Source organism: Streptomyces clavuligerus, assembly GCF_005519465.1.
Taxonomy (GTDB): Bacteria; Actinomycetota; Actinomycetes; order Streptomycetales; family Streptomycetaceae; genus Streptomyces; species Streptomyces clavuligerus.
On record NZ_CP027858.1, the window covers coordinates 802,755 to 822,249 of the forward strand.

The following is a 19,495-nucleotide window of genomic DNA, read 5'->3' on the forward strand; positions in this document are numbered from 1 at the left end:
GCGGTCACCCGGCGGGGGCGCCCCCGCCCCGCCGCTCCGTGCCCGGTTCGACGGCGGAGCCCTCCCTTTCGTCGAGCGAGATCCAGCGGCGCTCGCCCGTCCCGTAGACGAAGCCCGCCCCGCCCCGGGAACCGCTGGTGCGGAACGGGCGCCCGCCGTCGTCGATCCGGGTCGTGCCCGAGCGGTCGCCGCTGCTCCACTCCAGCTCCAGATACCAGTCGCAGTCGCAGTCCTCCGTGCGCGCGGTGGCGAGCAGCACCTCCGGGTCGTCCGACGAGACCCGGTAGGGGAAGGAGGCCGCCGGGATCTCCCGCTCCATGTCGGCGCCCGCGACCGGCCGGGCGACGGGCCGGGGCCGGTCCAGGTCGACGGCGAACGTCCGCTCGGTCAGCGAGCCGCCGCAGCCCCGGTCCATCCGGAAGGCGTTGTGCGACAGCGGGGCGCGCCAGGCGACGACCCGGACCCGCAGGGCCTGGAGGACGACGGCCCGTTCGCTCCGGCCCTGCACGGTGAAGCGCACCAGGGTCTCCCCTCCGTGCACCGCGCCCAGGGAGTCCGCCCAGGGGCGCGCGTCCGCCTCCGCCGGGGGCGGGGGTACCGAGCCGGGGGCCCGGTCGACGAGATAGGTGTGGTCGCACCCCGCCTGCCAGGCGTGCTGGTCGACGCTCAGCGTGAACGGCGCCGCGCCGCCGGTGTTCGGCCCGGACGGTCCCGTTCCGTCACCGGGGACCGTCCCGCCGGAGGGGGGCGGGGCTCCCGGGCGCCCGGCCGGGACGGTGGCGGAGGGCGCGGGGCCCGCCGGGCGGGAAGCCGTGGGCGCCCCGGAGGGGGTCGTCTCCCCGCCGTCGGGCAGCACGGTCGCGGTGGCGCCCGGGCGCCCGGCGGCGGCCCGGAGTCCGCCGGAAGGGAAGCCGTCGAAAGCCAGCAGGACGGCGAGCAGGACACCGACGGCTCCGACGGCCGCCGAGGCGGCCACGACGGTGGGGCGGCGGTAGGGGGCGGCGGCGGTACGGGGCGCCTCCCCGAGGACGATCGCGGTCTCGCCGCTCTCCCGCCCGGACCCGTCCGGGGGCACGGACACACCGGGCGCGTCCGCCGCTCCGGCGGCCGGGGGCCCGGCCGCCGGAGCTGAGGCCCCGGACGACCCCGCGTCCGCAGTCGACGAGCCGCCGTCCGCCGCCGGAGCCCCCGCCACCGGGGCCCGGAGCCCGGAGGGACCGGCCGAAGCCTCCACCGCCGGAGCCGAACGCCCGGCCGCACCCCCCGGCGGCCGTACGGCCGTTCCCGGCGCCGGAAGCCCGGAAGGACCGGCCGGGCCCGGGGCCTCCGTCGTCGGGGGGCGCGCTCCGCCGCCCCTGGGCAGTGTGCCCGCCGCCTCCTGCCGGAGGGTGCGTTCCGCGTCCGCCAGCATCCAGAGCCGGTGGAGCGCGACCAGGTCGTCCCCCTGGCAGCCGCAGAGCCGGGCGAAGCGCTCCACCGGGGCGAACTCCATCGGCACCGTGTGCCCGGAGCAGTACCGGTGGAGGGTCGACGCGCTGACCCCCACCCGGCGGGCGAGCGCGCCATAGCTGCGCCCCGATGCCTCCCGCAGTTCCCGGAGCCGCAGCGCGAACGCCCGTGTCCCCGTCCCCTGTGCGTGCGCAGCCACCCGTTCCAGCCTTTCCGCCGTGCCGGGGCACCGTTCCACCCCTTTGGACAACCCCACGTCAGAAAGGGTGGGACGGTTCCACCGTGCCGCGGGTGGCCGCGGTGCTTGTCCCACCCCCGGCGGGGTCCGAATGCTGGTGTCCGTTCCATTCGACCGACCCGAACGAGGGGAAGCACGACCATGAACACACTCCGTACCGCCACCGCGTCCGCCGTGGCCGCCGCGCTCGCCGCCGCCTCCCTCGCGATGGCCACCGCCGCCCCCGTCCAGGCGGCACCCGCGCCGAAGCCCGCGTTCCTCACGGCGGAGGAGCTGCCGGTGTCGCACACGCCCTGGACGGCGGGGGCCGTGCGGCCGGGCACCTCGGAGGACTTCTGCTACGGCTCCGCCCTGCCCGCGGGCGGCAGCTCCCACCGGGCGTTCCGCACCGAGCTGGACACCTCGGCCGAACAGACGGTCGTCGTCGCCCCGTCCGCCGCGGCGGCGGAGAGGCTCGTCTCCTCGGTCCGCTCCCGGCTCGACGACTGCCTGGAGCGGCTGAAGAGGAAGTACCCGACCATGCGGGGCGAGGAGCGCCGGCACGGCAGGATCGACGTCGAGGAGGGCGCGTACGTCTACAGCCTGGACACCTGGCACCCGGAGGGGGCGACCGACATCGCGCTGTACTCCGTCGGCCGGGACGGCCGCACGGTCACCGTCGTCGGCTGGGGTCGGATGGGCGACTTCCCGGACGCGCCGCTGGAGGAGTTCCGGCGGACCGCCCGTACCTCGGTCGCCAAGCTCCACTGAGCCCGCGCGGCGGCCGGGAGCGCCACCGGACGGTGGCGCTCCCGGGGACGTCAGCCGATCCGGGCGAGCGCCGCCTCCGCGGCGGCCATCAGCCGGGTGTGCGTGCGGGCCAGGGTCAGTACGTCCACCGCCCGGCGGTCGCCGAGGGCTCCCAGCCCCTCCACGCAGGCCAGCGCGACCCTGCCATAGGGGTCCCCGGGGGTCAGCCTGCGGCGGAGCACGGTCGTCAGCGTGGGGACGGACTCGGGGGCGCGCAGCCGGGTGAGCAGCCGGACGGGCACCAGGGCGTAGGCGACCCGGAGTTCGTTGGTGGCGAGCGCGGCGGCGGCGCGCGCGGTCCTGGGGTCGGCGAGTTCGTAGAGGGCGTGGGCGGCGGAGACACAGCGTTCGGGGTCGCGGTGGTTGAGCAGCAGCACCAGCGACTCGAAGGCCCTGGGGTCCCCCGCGCAGCCCAGCCGGAACGCCGCCGTCTCCCGTGCCCACAGGGGGCGTTCCGGTGCGGTGAGGACGGCCGCCAGCTCCTCGTGATCGCCCGTCACCAGCAGCCGTTCGTACGCCTCCGTGCCGCCGGACTCGGCCCGCAACCGCTGGGCCAGGGAGCGTAATTCCTCGTCCATGACGATCAGCCTAGTCACGCGGGCGCCGAGGGCCAGACGGCGACCCAGATCACACCCGTACGGGTATGGCGCGCTCGTTACTGGCCAGTTAAGCTCAAGTGAGCGGGTTACCCCCCGCATCGCTCCGGTGGCCTGGTGACGCAGCCACCGCGAGCGCCGTCGGTTCGGTTCGCAGTACCCGGCGCACAGGCCCTCCGTGTGCCGGTCCCCGGCGTGACCCCGGGACAGGGTCCGCCTCCCGTACGTCCGCACCTCCGCACGCCCTTCCGTACGTCCGACCGCCCGCACCCGCGCCCACCGCGCCCCAGCACGTCCGCGCCCCGCACACACGTGGGTCCGCGGTGCGCGCGTACGCCCCGACACGGCCCGCGGGCACCGCGCCGCCCCGCTCCGTGCCCGGCGCGGGCCCGGCCCGTTCCCGTCTCATCAGTCGTCACTCACCCTGGAGTCCCCCGATGGACACTCCTCTTTCCACCGTCGCCGTCGTCGGCCTCGGCACCATGGGTACCGGGATCGCCGAAGTCCTCGCCCGTTCGGGGCGCACGGTCATCGGTATCGACATCAGCGGCGCCGCCGCCCAGCGGGCCGCCGCCGCGCTCGACGCCGCCACCGCGCGCTCCGTCGACCGGGGCCGGATCGGCGAGGAGGAGCGCACCGCCGTCCTCGCCCGCTTCCGCACCCACCGCGACCTGCGGGCCGCGGCGGCCGCCGATCTGGTGATCGAGGTGGTCAGCGAGTCGTACGCGGTCAAGCGGGCGGTGGTGCGGGAGCTGGACGCCGTGCTGCGGCCCGGCGCGATCGTGGCGACCGGCACCAACGCCCTGTCGGTGACCCGGCTGGCCGCCGAATCCGCGCACCCCGAGCGGGTGGTGGGCATGCACTTCTTCAACCCGGCCCCGGCGATGCGGCTCGTGGAGATCGTCTCCTCGGTGCTGACCGCCCCCGCCGTCGTCGAGGCCGTCACCGCGCTCGCCCGCGCGCTGGGCAAGGAGCCGGTCGCGGCCGGGGACCGGCCCGGATTCGTCGCGGACGGCCTGCTCTTCGGCTATCTCAACCAGGCGGCGGCCATGTACGAGTCGGCGTACGCCTCCCGGGAGGACATCGACGCGGCGATGCGGCTGGGGTGCGGGCTGCCGATGGGCCCGCTGACCCTGCTCGACCTGATCGGCCTCGACACCGCCCGGACCGTCCTGGAGGCGCTGTACGCGGAGTCCGGGGACCGGCTGCACGCCCCGGCCCCGGTGCTCCGGCAGCTCAGCGACGCCGGTCTGACCGGGCGCAAGGCGGGGCGCGGCTTCTACACCTACACCGGTCCCGGCAGCGGCGGGACGGTGCCCGACCGGCTCACCCCCCGGCCGTCGCACCGGCTCGCGACGGGCCGTGAGGTGCGGACGGTGGGGATCGCGGGCTCGGGCACGATGGCGAGCGGCATCGCCGAGGTGTTCGCCCGGTCCGGCTACCGGGTGGTCCTCGCGGCCCGTTCCCCGGCCCGGGCCCGGGACGCCAGGGACCGCGTCGCGCGGTCCCTGGCCCGTTCGGTGGCGAAGGGCCGCACCACGGCGGAGGCGGCGGAGGGGACGCTGGAGCGGATCGACCCCGCGGGCGCGCTCGACGCGTTCGCCGACGTGGATCTCGCGCTGGAGGCGGTGGTCGAGGACCTGGAGGTCAAGCGGGGGCTCTTCGCCGAGCTGGACGCGGTGTGCCGCCCCGGCGCGGTCCTCGCGACCACCACGTCCTCGCTTCCGGTGGTGGTCTGCGCGCGGGCCACCTCCCGCCCCGAGGACGTCGTCGGGATGCACTTCTTCAACCCGGCCCCGGTGATGAAGCTGGTGGAGATCGTCCGGACGGTGCTGACGGCGGACGAGGCGCACGCCACCGCGCGCGCGGTGACGGCCACCCTCAAGAAGCATCCGGTGGACTGCGGCGACCGGGCCGGATTCATCGTCAACGCGCTGCTGTTCCCGTATCTCAACAACGCGGTGAAGCTGGTCGAGAACCACTACGCCTCGCCGGACGAGGTCGACGCGGCGATGCGGCTGGGCGGCGGCTATCCGATGGGGCCGTTCGAGCTGCTGGACACGGTGGGGCTCGATGTGTCGCTGACGATCGAGAAGGTGCTGCACCAGGAGTTCCGCGAGCCGGGTCTGGCTCCGGCCCCGCTGCTGGAGCGGCTGGTGGCCGCCGGCTGTCTGGGCCGCAAGACCGGGCGCGGCTTCCGCGAACATGCCGGGCGCTGACCGGCCCCCGGCACCCGGCTCCGGGGCGGATTCCGCTCCGGAGCCCGGGCACCCGCCGGGCCCCGGGACCGACCGCACACCCGCCACCGGACCCACCCCCATGCCGGGTTCCGGTTCGGGCCGGGGAAAGGACCCCCGGGCGCGGCCGTCCGACGGGCCCGGCGGGGTTCACCCGACCGGGCGCCGCGGCCCGGGGCCCGCGAGTGCCGGTGAACGGCCTGCCACGGACCGGTACGGGGACCACCCGCAGGCGCGCTCTCCTGCGCCGATGCAGTACGTTCGGGTCATGCCCCAGCCCGCCAAGGCCCCCCGCCCGAAGACCACCGCCGACGTTCCCGAGAGCGCCGCGGGCACCCGCGCCGCCGCCCAGCGGCTGAAGATGCGCCGCGAACTGGCGGCGGCGGCGATGGAGCTGTTCGCGACCAAGGGGTACGAGGCGACGACCGTCGACGAGATCGCGGCGGCCGCCGGGGTGGCCCGGCGCACCTTCTTCCGCCACTTCCGCTCCAAGGAAGAGGCCATCTTCCCGGACCACGACGACACCCTCGTCCGGGCCGAGGCGGTACTCAACGCGGCGCCCGCCCATGAGCAGCCGCTGGACACCGTGTGCCGGGGCATCAAGGAAGTGATGCGGATGTACGCGTCGTCCCCCGCGGTCTCCGTGGAGCGGTACCGGCTCACCCGTGAGGTGCCCACGCTGAGGGAGCGCGAGATCGCCTCCGTGGCCCGGTACGAGCGGCTGTTCACCCGCTATCTGCTGGGGCACTTCGACGAGCGCGACCACCACGACGGCAACGACGATCCGCTGCTGGCCGAGGTGGCGGCGTCCGCGGTGGTCACCGCGCACAACCATGTGCTGCGGCGCTGGCTGCGGGCGGGCGGCGAGGGCGATGTGGAGACGCAGCTCGACCACGCGTTCGCGATCGTCCGGGAGACCTTCGGCCGGGGGATCGGCGCGGGCCGTCCCCGGGGCGAGGAGGAGACCACGGCGCCCGCCGCCACCACGACCGCCGCCGCGGCCCCCGAACCGGTGGCGTTCACCGCGGTCCCGGCGGGGCCGGACGAGGTCCTCGTCGCGGTGGCCCGCACGGACGCGCCGCTGGACGATGTGATGCGGACGATCGAGCGCGCCCTCCAGGCACACCGCGCCTGACCGGCGTCCCGCCCCGGCCGGGACCGGTATCCGCCCAAAGCGGGCGGGTCCGGACGGGGCACCCCCTCCACCAGGACCGGAAGCCATGCGTCCGGGGACCCGCGCCCTCCCCCGTTCCTCGCATACAGCCCATTCAGCTCATTCGACCCGTCCGGGGCGATCGGTGCCGCCGATGGGCGGCACACGCTCCGTCCGATCGGCCCGCCAGCCACCGTGATCAACACGATGGCCCATAAACATAGGCTCCAATCCCCCGATGTTTACTTCCACTTGACGCACCATGGGCCGCTTCTTACGCTCCACACCGTTCAGTCATCGGATCACTGTGCACGTCCTTGGACGGAGTTGATCAGCCGTGTCCGTGAGCAGGCGTGGATTTCTGGGACAGGTGGCCGCCGGGGCGGCATGCGGTACGGCCGGCGGGGTCGCGGTCGGCGGGATGGCGGTGGGCACCGCGTCGCCCGCCCTGGCCGCACCCGCCACGGAGCAGCGCGCGGGCCCCGTGCGCGGGATGCGGACCGACCAGGAGTGGGAGTACTTCCTCGCCGGTCAGGACCTGATCTGGAAGCGGCTCCCCCGCACCTGGTACGAGGGGCCCTTCCTCGGCAACGGGCTGCTGGGCTCGATCGCCTACGCCGAACCGGGGGAGAACGCCCTCCGTTTCACCGTCCACCACAGCGAAGTCCAGGACCACCGGCCGCAGTTCGGCAACGAGTGGGGCGTGGCCCGGCTGCCCGTCGGCAATCTGGTGCTCACCCCGGTGGGGACCATCACCGGCGCCGACCTCCGGCTCGACCTCTGGAACGCCGAGATCAGCGGCATGATCACCACCGATCGCGGCACCCTGCGGCTGCGTGCCCTCGTCCACAACGACCGGACGCTGCTGGTGGTGACCGTCCGCCCGAGCAAGGGCGAGGAGGGCTTTCGCTGGGAGTTCCGCCCGTCCCCCGCGATCAGCCCCCGGATCGTGCGCGAGGACCCGCCGAAGACCTTCCCGCCCAACCCGCCGCCCGTCACCCGGCAGGAGGACGGCCTCACCGTCGTCACCCAGGCCCTGTACGCGGGCGGGCAGACGGCCACCGCCCACCGCGAGCGCCGCCGGGGCCGTGAGCGCACCTTCCTGCTCGGCGTGGCCCACTCCCATCCGGCCACGGACGCGGAGCAGCGGGTGACGGCGGCCGTCCGCAGGGCCGCCGCGCTGCCCGCGACCGCGCTGCGGCGCACCCACCGCGACTGGTGGCACCGGTTCTACCGGAAGAGCTTCCTGTCCGTACCCGATCAACTGCTCCAGAGCTTCTACTGGATTCAGCTCTACAAGCTGGGCAGCGCGGCCCGCGCCTCCGCGCCGGTGATGGCGACCACCGGCCCCTGGCTGGAGCCGACCCCCTGGCCGAGCGTGTGGTGGAACCTCAACGCCCAGCTGGAGTACTGGCCCGTCTACGGCTCCAACCATCTGGAGCTGGACGCGATCCCGCGCACCCTCGCCGAGAACACCGACATCCTGATCGGCGCGCTCCGCGAGCCCTATCGGCACGACTCGGCGGGGCTGCGGCGCTCCACCGACGCCCAGTGCGACGACGCGGGGTTCGTGGGGGTGCCCGGGGTCGGCGACCCGGAGGTGGGCGATCTCCCCTGGGCGCTGCACAATGTCTGGCTGACCTACCGCCACACCCTGGACCGGCGGGTGCTGGAGGACGTCCTCTACCCGCTGCTGCGCCGTTCCACCAACTACTATCTGCACTTCCTCACCACCGGGGCGGACGGCCGGCTCCATCTGCCGAAGACCTTCTCGCCCGAGTACGGCAGCGCGCCCGACTGCAACTACGACCTGGCGCTGATCCGCTGGAGCTGCGCCACCCTGCTGGAGACGGTGCGGCTGCTGAAGCGGTCCGATCCGCTGGAGTCGCGCTGGCGCGAGGTGCTGGAGAAGCTGACCGACCACCCGGTGGACGAGAAGGGGTTCATGGTCGGGGCGGGGGTGCCCTTCGCCAAGTCGCACCGGCACTACTCGCACCTGCTCGCCGTCTACCCGCTCCATCTGATCAACTGGGACCAGCCGGAGCACCGCGATCTGATCGCCCGTTCGCTCCAGCACTGGATCGGCTTCGAGGGCGCGCTGCGCGGCTACAGCTTCACCGGCGCCGCGTCCATCGCCGCCCAGATGGGCCGGGGCGACGAGGCCCTGCGCCATCTGCGGGAGCTGGTGGCCCGGTTCATCCAGCCGAACACCATGTACTACGAGGCCGGGCCGGTGATCGAGACCCCGCTGTCGGGGGCGATGACCCTGCACGACATGGTCTGCCAGAGCTGGGGCGGAACGGTGCGGATCTTCCCCGGGGTGCCGGCCGAGTGGGCGGACGTGACGCTCCACGACTTCAGGACCGAGGGGGCGTTCCTGGTCAGCGCGGTGCGCCGGGGCGGTGCGACCCGCTGGGTGCGCGTCCGTGAGGCGGGCGCGCCGCCGGGACGGATCGCCGGGGAGCGGGAGCACTGCCGGGTGCGGCACTCCATCGCGGGCCCGGTGACGGTCTCGGGGGTCGGGGGACCGGCCCCGGTCTGGCGCGAGCTGGGCGGCGGCGAGGTGGAACTGGAGCTGGGCCGCCGGGCCCAGGCCGTGATCCATCCGGCGGGCACCCGGCCCGACCTCACCGTGGAGCCGGTGCGGATCACCAGGCCCGCCGAGCCCTGGGGGCTGCCTCCGCTCGGCCCGACGGGCGGGGTGACCCCGGTGGATCTGGCGGCCCACTTCGACAACGACGCCATCACCACCGAGATGTTCTTCGGGGACGGCGACTTCGACGGCACCGGGCGCACCTATCCGATGGCGCAGCTCCCGCAGACCGGCCGGACCACGGACGACCAGATCACCTTCTCGTTCGCGAACGGTAGTGAGGGCTCGAAGAACAACGTGGTCGCGGCGGGGCAGCGGGTCGCCGTGGAGCCGGGGTCGTATGCCCGGCTGCATGTGCTGGGTTCGGGCGACACCGGGAATGTGACGGTCCCGGCGGTGCTCTCGTACGCGGACGGGACGGCGGCGACGGTGCCGGTGCGGCTGACCGGCTGGCTGTCGGGTCCGGCGTACGGGGAGACGGAGGCCGTGCGGACCAGCCAGATCCACACCCGGGGCGGGCCGGTGGGCACCAAGTCGGCGATCTTCCATCAGCGGGTGCCGGTGGACCCGGGGCGCCGGCTGGTCTCGGTGACGCTGGGCCGCCCCTCGGGGACGGCGCGGGCGCATGTGTTCGCCCTCTCCCTGGAGGCGGCCACCGGCTGATCGGCCGTGCCGCCGTCCGGCGGTGTCCCACGGCGGTGCGGTGGCGCGGCCCGTCCCGGTCCCGGGGCGGGCCGCGCCGCCGTTCCCCCCGCGCCCTTCCCGTGCTCGGCCGTTCCCCGCGCCTTCCTCGCGCTCAGCCGCTCAGCCTTCCCCCGCACCCTCCTCCCGCTCGGCCCCCCGCATCCCCGCGCCCCTCTCGCGCTCATCTGTGGCGCCTTCGGGCCGGATGAGGGAGATTCTTGGCACGCAGTGTCTTGCAAGCTGACACGCAGTGCCATACGTTGAGCCTGTCCGGGCGGCCGGCGGGCTGCGGACTCCGCGTCCGCCGGCTGTCCCCGCGGGCCATCGCGCCCATGCGCCCGGACGCCTGCGTCACAGGCTTCGCATCCCGCGCCACCAGCGCGTTCAGCAGCACCGCGCCGAACCGACGGCACACCTCCACAGCAGCAGCACGTATCGACCCCCACTCCTCGCGGGAGCCCCCCGGGCTCCCCCGACGCGCTTCGCCGGAGGCACCACCGTGAAGGAAATCCTGGACGCGATCCAGTCGGCGGACAGCACACCCGACGACTTCGCCGGGCTGCCGGTCCCCGAGTCCTACCGCGCCGTGACGGTGCACAAGGACGAGACCGGAATGTTTGAAGGGCTCCCGACCCAGGAGAAGGACCCCCGCAGCTCCCTCCATGTGGAGGACGTGGCCGTGCCGGAACTCGGCCCCGGTGAGGCGCTGGTGGCCGTCATGGCCTCGTCGGTGAATTACAACTCGGTCTGGACCTCCCTCTTCGAACCGCTGCCGACCTTCGGCTTCCTGGAGCGCTACGGCAGACTCTCCCCGCTGGCGCGGCGGCACGACCTGCCGTACCACGTGATCGGCTCCGACCTGGCGGGGGTGGTGCTGCGGACCGGTCCCGGCGTCACCGCCTGGCGGCCGGGGGACGAGGTGGTCGCCCACTGCCTCTCGGTGGAAATGGAGTCCTCCGACGGCCACAACGACACGATGCTCGACCCGGAGCAGCGGATCTGGGGCTTCGAGACCAACTTCGGCGGACTCGCCGAGCTGGCCCTCGTCAAGTCCAATCAGCTCATGCCGAAGCCCGCCCATCTGACCTGGGAGGAGGCGGCGTCCCCCGGGCTGGTGAACTCCACCGCCTACCGGCAGCTCGTCTCCCGCAACGGCGCCGGGATGAAGCAGGGCGACAACGTGCTGATCTGGGGCGCGAGCGGTGGACTCGGCTCGTACGCCACCCAGTTCGCGCTGGCGGGCGGGGCGAACCCGATCTGTGTGGTCTCCAGCGCGCGCAAGGCGGAGCTGTGCCGGGCCATGGGCGCGGAGGCCGTCATCGACCGCGGTGCCGAGGACTACCGCTTCTGGACCGGGGACGGGCGGCAGGACCCGCGCGAGTGGAAGCGGTTCGGCCGCCGCATCCGCGAGCTGACCGGCGGCGAGGACGTCGATATCGTCTTCGAGCACCCCGGCCGGGAGACCTTCGGCGCCAGTGTGTATGTCACCCGCAAGGGCGGCACCATCGTCACCTGTGCCTCCACCACCGGCTACACCCATGAGTACGACAACCGCTATCTGTGGATGTCGCTCAAGCGGATCATCGGCTCCCACTTCGCCAACTACCGTGAGGCGTGGGAGGCCAACCGGCTCATCGCCCGGGGGAAGATCCACCCCACCCTCTCCACGGTCTATCCGCTGGAGCGGACGGGGCAGGCCGTGTACGACGTCCACCGCAACCTCCACCAGGGCAAGGTGGGGGTGCTCGCGCTCGCCCCGGCCGAAGGGCTCGGCGTGCGCGACCCCGGGATGCGCGCCCGGCATCTCGACGCCATCAACCGCTTCCGCAGCCACTGAGGCCGCCGCCGATGTCCCACCGTCCCAAGGACCGGCCGTGGCTCATGCGGACCTACGCGGGCCACTCCACCGCCGAGGCGTCCAACGAGCTGTACCGGCGCAATCTCGCGAAGGGCCAGACCGGTCTGTCGGTCGCCTTCGACCTGCCGACGCAGACCGGGTACGACCCCGACCACGTCCTCGCCCGCGGCGAGGTGGGCCGGGTCGGCGTCCCCGTCGCCCATCTCGGCGACATGCGCAGGCTGTTCCAGGACATCCCCCTGGAGCGGATGAACACCTCGATGACGATCAACGCCACCGCGATGTGGCTGCTGGCGCTCTACCAGGTGGTCGCCGAGGAGCAGGGCGCCGACATCGCGCTGCTCCAGGGCACCACCCAGAACGACATCGTCAAGGAGTACCTGTCCCGGGGCACGCATGTCTTCCCGCCGGGCCCGAGCCTGCGGCTGACCACGGACATGATCGCGTACACGGTCCGGCACATCCCCAAGTGGAACCCGATCAACATCTGTAGCTACCACCTCCAGGAGGCCGGGGCCACCCCGGTCCAGGAGATCAGCTACGCGATGTGCACCGCGATCGCCGTGCTCGACGCGGTGCGGGACTCGGGCCAGGTGCCCAAGGAGCGGTTCGGCGAGGTGGTCGCCCGGATCTCCTTCTTCGTGAACGCGGGCGTCCGCTTCATCGAGGAGATGTGCAAGATGCGCGCCTTCGGCCGTATCTGGGACCGGATCACCCGGGAGCGGTACGGGATCGAGGACCCCCGGCAGCGCCGGTTCCGCTACGGCGTCCAGGTCAACTCCCTGGGGCTGACCGAGGCCCAGCCGGAGAACAACGTCCAGCGGATCGTGCTGGAGATGCTGGCCGTCACCCTCTCCAAGGACGCCCGCGCCCGCGCGGTGCAGCTCCCCGCCTGGAACGAGGCCCTGGGCCTGCCCCGCCCCTGGGACCAGCAGTGGTCCCTGCGCATCCAGCAGGTGCTCGCGCACGAGAGCGATCTGCTGGAGTACGACGACATCTTCGCGGGCTCGCACGTCGTCGAGGCCGAGGTGGGCTCCCTCGTCACCCGGTGCCTGGACGAGATCGAGCGGATCGAGGAGATGGGCGGGGCCCTGGCCGCCGTCGAGTCCGGCTATCTCAAGGCGCGGCTGGTCTCCTCGCACGCCGAGCGGCGGGCCCGGATCGAGGCGGGCGAGGAGAAGATCGTCGGCGTCAACATCTTCGAGAGCACCGAGCCCAACCCGCTCACCGCCGACCTGGACGCCGCGATCATGACGGTGGACGGCCGGGTGGAGGCCGGGGTGGTCGAGGCGGTCACCCGCTGGCGGGCCGAGCGGCAGGAGTCCGCGGACCGGCAGGGCGGCGGCGACCCGTTCGTCTTCCCCACCGTCCGGCAGGCGCTGGAGCGGCTGAAGGACGCCGCAGCGGGCGAGGAGAACCTGATGGACGCCACCCTGGAGTGCGTCCGCGCGGGTGTCACCACCGGCGAGTGGGCGGGCGCCCTGCGCGAGGTCTTCGGGGAGTTCCGCGCCCCCACCGGGGTCTCGTCCGCCCCGGTCGCGGTCGCCGCCGCGCCCGGCACCCCGCTCGCCGCCGTCCGCGCGAAGACCGCCAGGACCGCCACCGACCTGGGCGTCGGCCGACTGCGGCTGCTGGTCGGCAAACCCGGCCTGGACGGCCACTCCAACGGCGCCGAGCAGATCGCCGTCCGGGCCCGCGACGCCGGGTTCGAGGTGGTCTACCAGGGCATCCGGCTCACCCCCGAGCAGATCGTCTCCGCCGCCCTCGCCGAGGACGTGCACTGCGTGGGACTCTCCATCCTCTCCGGCTCCCACGGCGCGCTCGTCCCCGACGTACTGGAGCGGCTGCGCGCCGCGGGCGCGGCGGAGCTGCCGGTGGTCGTCGGCGGGATCATCCCGGGCGCCGACGCGGAGGCGCTGCGGGCCGCGGGGGTGGCGGCCGTCTTCACCCCGAAGGACTTCGGCATCACGGAGATCATCAGCCGTATCGTCGACGAGATCCGAACAGCGAACCAGCTCGACCCCCTGGAGGTCTCCCCATGAGCAGTCCGGCCGTGAACCGACTGCGTCCGCGCCGCTCCTGTCTCGCGGTCCCCGGCTCCAATCCGCGCTTCCTGGAGAAGGCCCAGGCGCTCCCCGCCGACCAGGTCTTCCTGGATCTGGAGGACGCCTGCGCCCCGCTCGCCAAGCCGGAGGCCCGGCACACGATCGTGAAGTTCCTCAACGAGGGCGACTGGAGCGGCAAGACCCGGGTGGTCCGGGTGAACGACTGGACCACCGAGTGGACCTACCGCGACGTGGTCACCGTCGTGGAGGGCGCAGGCCAGAACCTGGACTGCGTCATGCTGCCCAAGGTGCAGGACGCCCAGCAGATCGTGGCGCTGGACCTGCTGCTCACCCAGATCGAGAAGACGATGGGTCTTGAAGTGGGGCGGATCGGCATCGAGGCCCAGATCGAGAACGCCGCCGGTCTGGTCAACGTGGACGCCATCGCCGCCGCCTCGCCGCGGACCGAGACCATCATCTTCGGCCCGGCCGACTTCATGGCGTCCATCAATATGAAGACCCTCGTCGTGGGCGAGCAGCCGCCCGGCTACCCGGCGGACGCCTACCACTACATCCTGATGCGCATCCTGATGGCCGCCCGGATGCACAACCTCCAGGCGATCGACGGCCCCTATCTCCAGATCCGGAACGTGGACGGCTTCCGCGAGGTCGCGGGGCGGGCCGCCGCGCTCGGCTTCGACGGCAAGTGGGTGCTGCACCCGGGCCAGGTGGAGGCCGCCAACGAGGTCTTCTCCCCCGCGCAGGAGGACTACGACCGCGCCGAGCTGATCCTGGACGCGTACGACTACTACACCTCCGAGGCGGGCGGGAAGAAGGGCTCCGCGATGCTCGGCGACGAGATGATCGACGAGGCCAGCCGGAAGATGGCGCTGGTCGTCTCCGGGAAGGGCCGCGCCGCCGGTATGACCCGTACCTCCGTCTTCCTGCCCCCGGAGGTGTGAGCCCGATGCGGTTCGGCCGTACCTACGAGGAGTTCACCGTCGGGGACGTGTACCGGCACTGGCCGGGCAAGACGATCACCGAGTACGACGACCACCTCTTCTGTCTGCTGACGATGAACCACCACCCGCTCCATCTGGACGCGCACTACGCCGAGCACTCGACCGACTTCGGCCGGAACGTGGTGGTGGGCAACTACGTCTACTCGCTGCTGCTGGGGATGTCGGTCCCGGACGTGTCGGGGAAGGCGATCGCCAATCTGGAGATCGAGTCGCTGCGGCATGTGGCGCCGACCTTCCACGGCGACACCGTCTACGGCGAGACCACGGTGCTCGGCAAGACACCGTCCCGGTCGAAGACGGACCGGGGTGTCGTGCAGGTGGAGACCCGGGGGTACAAGCAGGACGGCACCCTCGTGTGCGTCTTCCGGCGCACGGTGATGGTCCCGACCCAGGAGTACATCGCGGCGCGCGGCGGGGAGCAGCCGGGGCGCCCCGTCCCGGCCGCGCCCCCGCGGGCCGCCACGGCCGCGCCGGGGGCACCGGCCCCCGCCGCACCCGTCCCGAACCCGACGAGCACGGAGAGCTGATCATGGCGCGACTCGCCCAGACCCACGGGCTGACCGAGGTCCAGCAGGAGATCCTGGCCACGGTCCGGGACTTCGTCGACAAGGAGATCCTGCCGGTCGCCACCGAGCTGGAGCACCGGGACGAGTACCCCACCCGGATCGTGGAGGGGCTCAAGGAGCTGGGGCTCTTCGGTCTGATGATCCCGGAGGAGTACGGCGGTCTCGGCGAGTCACTGCTCACCTACGCCCTGTGTGTGGAGGAGCTGTCCCGGGGCTGGATGTCCGTCTCGGGGATCATCAACACACACTTCATCGTCGCCTACATGATCAAGCAGCACGGCACCCGGGAGCAGCGGGAGACCTTTCTGCCCCGGATGGCCCTGGGCGAGGTGCGCGGGGCGTTCTCGATGTCGGAGCCGGGCCTCGGCTCGGATGTGTCGGCGATCACCTCCCGGGCGGTCCGCGACGGCGGGGACCACCTGCTGACCGGCCAGAAGATGTGGCTGACCAACGGGGGGACCTCCACCCTGGTGGCCGTCCTCGTCCGCAGTGACGAAGGACACCCCGAGGGCACGCCCCCGCACCGGTCCATGACGACCTTCCTGGTGGAGAAGGAACCCGGCTTCGGCGAGGTCAGGCCCGGTCTCACCATCCCGGGGAAGATCGAGAAGATGGGGTACAAGGGGGTCGACACCACCGAGCTGATCATGGACGGGCTGCGGATACCGGACGACCGGGTGCTCGGCGGGGCCACCGGCCGGGGTTTTTACCAGATGATGGACGGAGTGGAGGTCGGCCGGGTCAATGTGGCCGCCCGCGGCTGCGGGGTGGCCCGGCGCGCCTTCGAGCTGGGCGTCTCCTACGCCCAGCAGCGGCACACCTTCGGCCGGCCGATCGCGGAGCACCAGGCCGTCCAGTTCCGCCTGGCCGAGATGGCCACCAAGGTGGAGGCGGCGCATGCGATGATGGTCAATGCGGCCCGCAAAAAGGACTCCGGGGAACGAAACGACCTGGAGGCCGGGATGGCGAAGTACCTGGCCGCCGAGTACTGCAAAGAGGTCGTCGAGGACTCCTTCCGCATCCACGGCGGCTACGGCTTCTCGAAGGAGTACGAGATCGAGCGGCTCTACCGGGAGGCCCCGATGCTGCTGATCGGCGAGGGAACCGCCGAGATCCAGAAAATGATCATCGGTCGCAGGCTCCTGGAGGAGTATCGAATCCAGGGATGAATGTCACTTTTACTGTATTTTGCCAGAGAAGAAGATCACACCGAGTCATCGGCTTCCGGCCGTCGACTCGGCTTCTGGCTTTCCCAGTTACCGCTTGCACCCGATAGCATCGATGGAAAGCCGCCGTCCTCGTCAGCAGCGCGGCATCGTCCGCAACGAAGGTCATCCATGCCCCACAGCCAAACCTCTGCACCCCGCGACAGCCTTTCCGGCGTACGCATCGCACGCGGAGCATCGCCGTGGCTCCTGCCGACCGTCGCCACCGCCGCAGTCAGCCTTGTCCGCGCGCGCCGCTCCCGGCGTGCCGCGGCCGTCGCCGTACCCGCCACCGCGCTCGCGGCGGGCATGCTGTGGTTCTTCCGCGACCCCGAGCGTGAGATCGCTCAGGGCAGGGTCATCTCGCCCGCCGACGGCGTGGTGCAGAGCATCATGCCGTGGAAGGACGGCCGCACCCGTGTCGCGATCTTCATGAGCCCGCTGAACGTTCATGTGAATCGCGCACCCCTGGCGGGCACGGTGACCTCGGTCGAGCATGTGCCCGGTGGCTTCGTTCCGGCGTTCAACAAGGAGAGCGAGAACAACGAGCGCGTTGTCTGGCACTTCGACACCGAGCTGGGCGACATCGAGATGGTGCAGATCGCCGGCGCGGTCGCCCGGCGCATCGTGCCGTACGTGCCGCAGGGCACGAAGGTCGAGCAGGGCGATCGCATCGGTCTGATCCGCTTCGGCTCGCGCGTCGACATCTATCTTCCCGAGGGTGTCGAGGTCGCGGTCGAGGTCGGTCAGACCACGACCGCGGGGGTGACTCGCATTGACCGTGATTGATCCTGACACACAGGCCGGATGGGTCGCCGAGGCGGAGGCGGACGCCGAGGACGAAGCGGAGGAGATGCCCCTCTCGCTGCGGCTCTCGATAGCGGACGCCCTCACGCTCGGTAACGCGACCTGTGGATTCATGGCGGTGTACTTCACCACCACCGGAATCCTCATCCCTGTGGTCAACGGCAGCCAGGAGTCCGGCATGGCGCGGCACAGCGCCGCCACCGCCGTGATCCTGATGCTCGCTGCCGCGATCTTCGACCTGTTCGACGGGCTGGTGGCGCGCAAGCTGCGCAGCTCGCCGATGGGCGCGGAGCTGGACAACCTCTCCGACCTGATCAGCTTCGGACTCGCACCGGCCTACTTCGTCCTGGTCTGGGGGATGGTCGCCGACGACGCCCATCAGAAGGTGTCGGCGGTGGCGGCGATCGTCGTCCTGCTCGCGGTGGTGCTACGCCTGGCCAGATTCTCGTGCGTCACCATGAAGGACGGGATGTTCCAGGGCATGCCGAGCCCCTTCGGCGCGCTCACGGTGGTCTCCATCGTCCTGCTGGAGCTGCCGTTCATCCCGACCCTGCTGGCGATCATCGGTACGGCGTGGCTGATGGTGAGCCGGGTCGAGTACCCGAAGCCGCGGGGCATCCTGGCGGTGGCGATGCTCGGCTGGATCGTCTCCGCGATGGGGCTGCTCGCGGCCTGGGCGTTCGACGCGCCGGGCGGGCATCTGCTGCTCCAGACCGGCTGCGCGCTCCAGGTGGTGCTGGGCGCGGTGATCCCGCTCTTCGCCACGGCGCGCAGGGTGAACACCTTCCGGTACAACCGGCGGGAGGCGCGGGCGGCGCAGCACTCCTGACGCCGCTCCGCTCCCACGACCGGAGGCCCGGGTGCCTGAGGCACCCGGGCCTCCGGCATGTCCGGGCCCGTCCGGCCGCCGCGGGCCGCGGGAGGCCGCCGGTGTCCTCGCCGGGGTGAGGGGCCTCGCGGGTGTGGGGAGGCCCGCAGGGCCGTGAGGGGTGCGTGGGGCGTGAGGAGGCTCGCAGGGTGTGAGGGGCCCCATGGGGCTTCACGGGCTTCAGGGGCATCCGGGGCTCAGAGGGCGAAGTCGGCGGCGATCCGTTCGGCCACCCGTTCCAGCAGGGCGCCCGCCCCGGCCAGGGAGTGCGCCGGGTCGGGTTCCAGCTCCAGCAGCGGATAGGCCCGGCGGATGCCCAGCCGCTCCAGCTCCCCGGGGGTGAGGGCGAGCCGGCCGCAGACGGCGGCCACCTCGATCCCCCGGGCGCGGGCCGCGGCGGCCACCCCCGCGGGGGCCTTGCCGTGCAGGGTCTGCCGGTCGAGCGAGCCCTCCCCGGTGACCACGAGGGCCACACCGTCGAGCGCGGCGGCGAACCCGAGGACGTCGAGCAGCACCTCGATCCCCGGCCGCATCCGGGCCCCGAGGGCGGCCAGCGCCGCGTAGCCGACCCCGCCCGCCGCGCCCGCGCCCGGGGCGCCCGCGAGCGCGGGTCCGAGCAGCGAGGCCCAGTGGACGAGGGCCGCGTCGAGGAGGGCCACCCCGTCCGCGTCGGCGCCCTTCTGCGGGCCGTAGACGGCGGCGGCGCCCGTCGGCCCGGTCAGCGGGTTGGACACGTCGCAGGCGAGGACGATCTCGGTCGTGGAGAGCCGGGGGTCGAGTCCGCGCAGATCCACCGAGGCCAGCGCGGCGAGTCCGGCGCCGCCCGGTCCGACGGGGGCCCCCGACCCGTTCAGCAGCCGCGCTCCGAGCGCGGTGAGCACGCCCGCGCCCCCGTCGGTGGTGGCGCTGCCGCCGACACCGAAGACGATCTTCCGTGCCCCCGCGTCGAGCGCGCGGCGCAGCAGTTCGCCGGTGCCCCGGCTGGTGGCCGTCAGCGGGGCGAGGACCCCGGGCGGCAGCAGCCGCAGACCGGACGCCTCCGCCAGCTCGACGACGGCGGTGTCCCCGCGCAGCGCCCAGCGGGCCGTCACGGGCTCGCCCAGCGGTCCGGTGACCCTGGCCGTACGGCCGGTGAACCCCGCCGCCAGCGCCGCCGCGACCGTGCCGTCCCCGCCGTCGGCGACGGGCAGCGCGGTGACCCGGAGCCCGGGCCGGGCCCGCCGCAGCCCCGCCGTCACCCGCTCGGCGACCTGGAGGGCGGTCAACGAGCCCTTGAACTTGTCGGGCGCGACCAGAACCCGCGTACCGGAGCGGTCCCGTCCGTCCCGTCCGCCGTGCCCGAGGTCCGTCACACCGTGTTCCCTTCGCCCGGCCGTCGCGCCGCG

14 protein-coding genes are annotated in these 19,495 nt (G+C 72.9%); 11 read left to right on the plus strand and 3 right to left on the minus strand.

Going from position 1 to position 19,495, the window contains the following annotated elements:
* Positions 1 to 4: 4 nt before the first annotated feature.
* Complete coding sequence (locus CRV15_RS37360) at positions 5 to 1,648, minus strand: transcriptional regulator (RefSeq protein ID WP_049887392.1); 1,644 nt, start codon at positions 1,646 to 1,648, stop codon at positions 5 to 7.
* A 180-nt stretch (positions 1,649 to 1,828) separates the two neighbouring features.
* On the opposite strand from CRV15_RS37360, the gene CRV15_RS03255 reads away from it, so the two are divergent.
* Entirely contained in the window at positions 1,829 to 2,437 is a 609-nt protein-coding gene (locus CRV15_RS03255; protein WP_003962342.1) for a hypothetical protein, read from the plus strand.
* 50 nt (positions 2,438 to 2,487) lie between these two features.
* Here the strand turns inward: CRV15_RS03255 and CRV15_RS03260 are convergent, their stop codons facing one another.
* Positions 2,488 to 3,054, minus strand: a complete 567-nt coding sequence (locus CRV15_RS03260) for a HEAT repeat domain-containing protein (protein ID WP_029183104.1) — start codon at positions 3,052 to 3,054, stop codon at positions 2,488 to 2,490.
* Positions 3,055 to 3,509: 455 nt separating this feature from the next.
* Here CRV15_RS03260 and CRV15_RS03265 point away from each other — a divergent pair, with 455 nt between their 5' ends.
* The 10 genes from CRV15_RS03265 to pssA all read left to right on the plus strand — a co-directional run bounded on the left by CRV15_RS03265 (position 3,510) and on the right by pssA (position 18,071).
* Positions 3,510 to 5,291, plus strand: a complete 1,782-nt coding sequence (locus CRV15_RS03265) for a 3-hydroxyacyl-CoA dehydrogenase family protein (protein ID WP_003962340.1) — start codon at positions 3,510 to 3,512, stop codon at positions 5,289 to 5,291.
* 268 nt (positions 5,292 to 5,559) lie between these two features.
* Positions 5,560 to 6,444, plus strand: a complete 885-nt coding sequence (locus CRV15_RS03270; RefSeq protein WP_003962339.1) for a TetR family transcriptional regulator — start codon at positions 5,560 to 5,562, stop codon at positions 6,442 to 6,444.
* A gap of 439 nt (positions 6,445 to 6,883) precedes the next feature.
* A complete protein-coding gene (locus tag CRV15_RS03275) occupies positions 6,884 to 9,718 on the plus strand; it encodes a glycosyl hydrolase family 95 catalytic domain-containing protein (protein ID WP_003962338.1) in 2,835 nt (944 codons plus the stop codon).
* A gap of 520 nt (positions 9,719 to 10,238) precedes the next feature.
* The gene (ccrA, locus tag CRV15_RS03280) at positions 10,239 to 11,576 is read left to right on the plus strand and encodes a crotonyl-CoA carboxylase/reductase (RefSeq protein WP_003954521.1); all 1,338 of its coding nucleotides are present in this window, start codon (positions 10,239 to 10,241) and stop codon (positions 11,574 to 11,576) included.
* Between the two features lie 11 nt (positions 11,577 to 11,587).
* Complete coding sequence (locus CRV15_RS03285) at positions 11,588 to 13,639, plus strand: protein meaA (RefSeq protein WP_003954520.1); 2,052 nt, start codon at positions 11,588 to 11,590, stop codon at positions 13,637 to 13,639.
* Entirely contained in the window at positions 13,636 to 14,604 is a 969-nt protein-coding gene (locus CRV15_RS03290; RefSeq protein WP_003954519.1) for an HpcH/HpaI aldolase/citrate lyase family protein, read from the plus strand. Before CRV15_RS03285 ends, CRV15_RS03290 begins: the two co-directional genes overlap by 4 nt.
* A 5-nt stretch (positions 14,605 to 14,609) precedes the next feature.
* A complete protein-coding gene (locus CRV15_RS03295; RefSeq protein ID WP_003954518.1) occupies positions 14,610 to 15,191 on the plus strand; it encodes a MaoC family dehydratase in 582 nt (193 codons plus the stop codon).
* Positions 15,192 to 15,193: 2 nt separating this feature from the next.
* Complete coding sequence (locus tag CRV15_RS03300) at positions 15,194 to 16,399, plus strand: acyl-CoA dehydrogenase family protein (protein ID WP_003954517.1); 1,206 nt, start codon at positions 15,194 to 15,196, stop codon at positions 16,397 to 16,399.
* A gap of 168 nt (positions 16,400 to 16,567) precedes the next feature.
* Positions 16,568 to 17,224 carry a phosphatidylserine decarboxylase gene (locus tag CRV15_RS03305; protein WP_003954516.1) on the plus strand — a complete coding sequence of 219 codons (657 nt, stop codon included), beginning with the start codon at positions 16,568 to 16,570 and terminating at the stop codon, positions 17,222 to 17,224.
* The gene (gene pssA, locus CRV15_RS03310) at positions 17,211 to 18,071 is read left to right on the plus strand and encodes a CDP-diacylglycerol--serine O-phosphatidyltransferase (protein ID WP_174391391.1); all 861 of its coding nucleotides are present in this window, start codon (positions 17,211 to 17,213) and stop codon (positions 18,069 to 18,071) included. Before CRV15_RS03305 ends, pssA begins: the two co-directional genes overlap by 14 nt.
* A 236-nt stretch (positions 18,072 to 18,307) precedes the next feature.
* Here the strand turns inward: pssA and CRV15_RS03315 are convergent, their stop codons facing one another.
* Positions 18,308 to 19,462: a glycerate kinase gene (locus tag CRV15_RS03315; protein WP_003962334.1), complete on the minus strand. Its 1,155-nt coding sequence runs from the start codon at positions 19,460 to 19,462 to the stop codon at positions 18,308 to 18,310.
* Positions 19,463 to 19,495 lie beyond the last annotated feature (33 nt).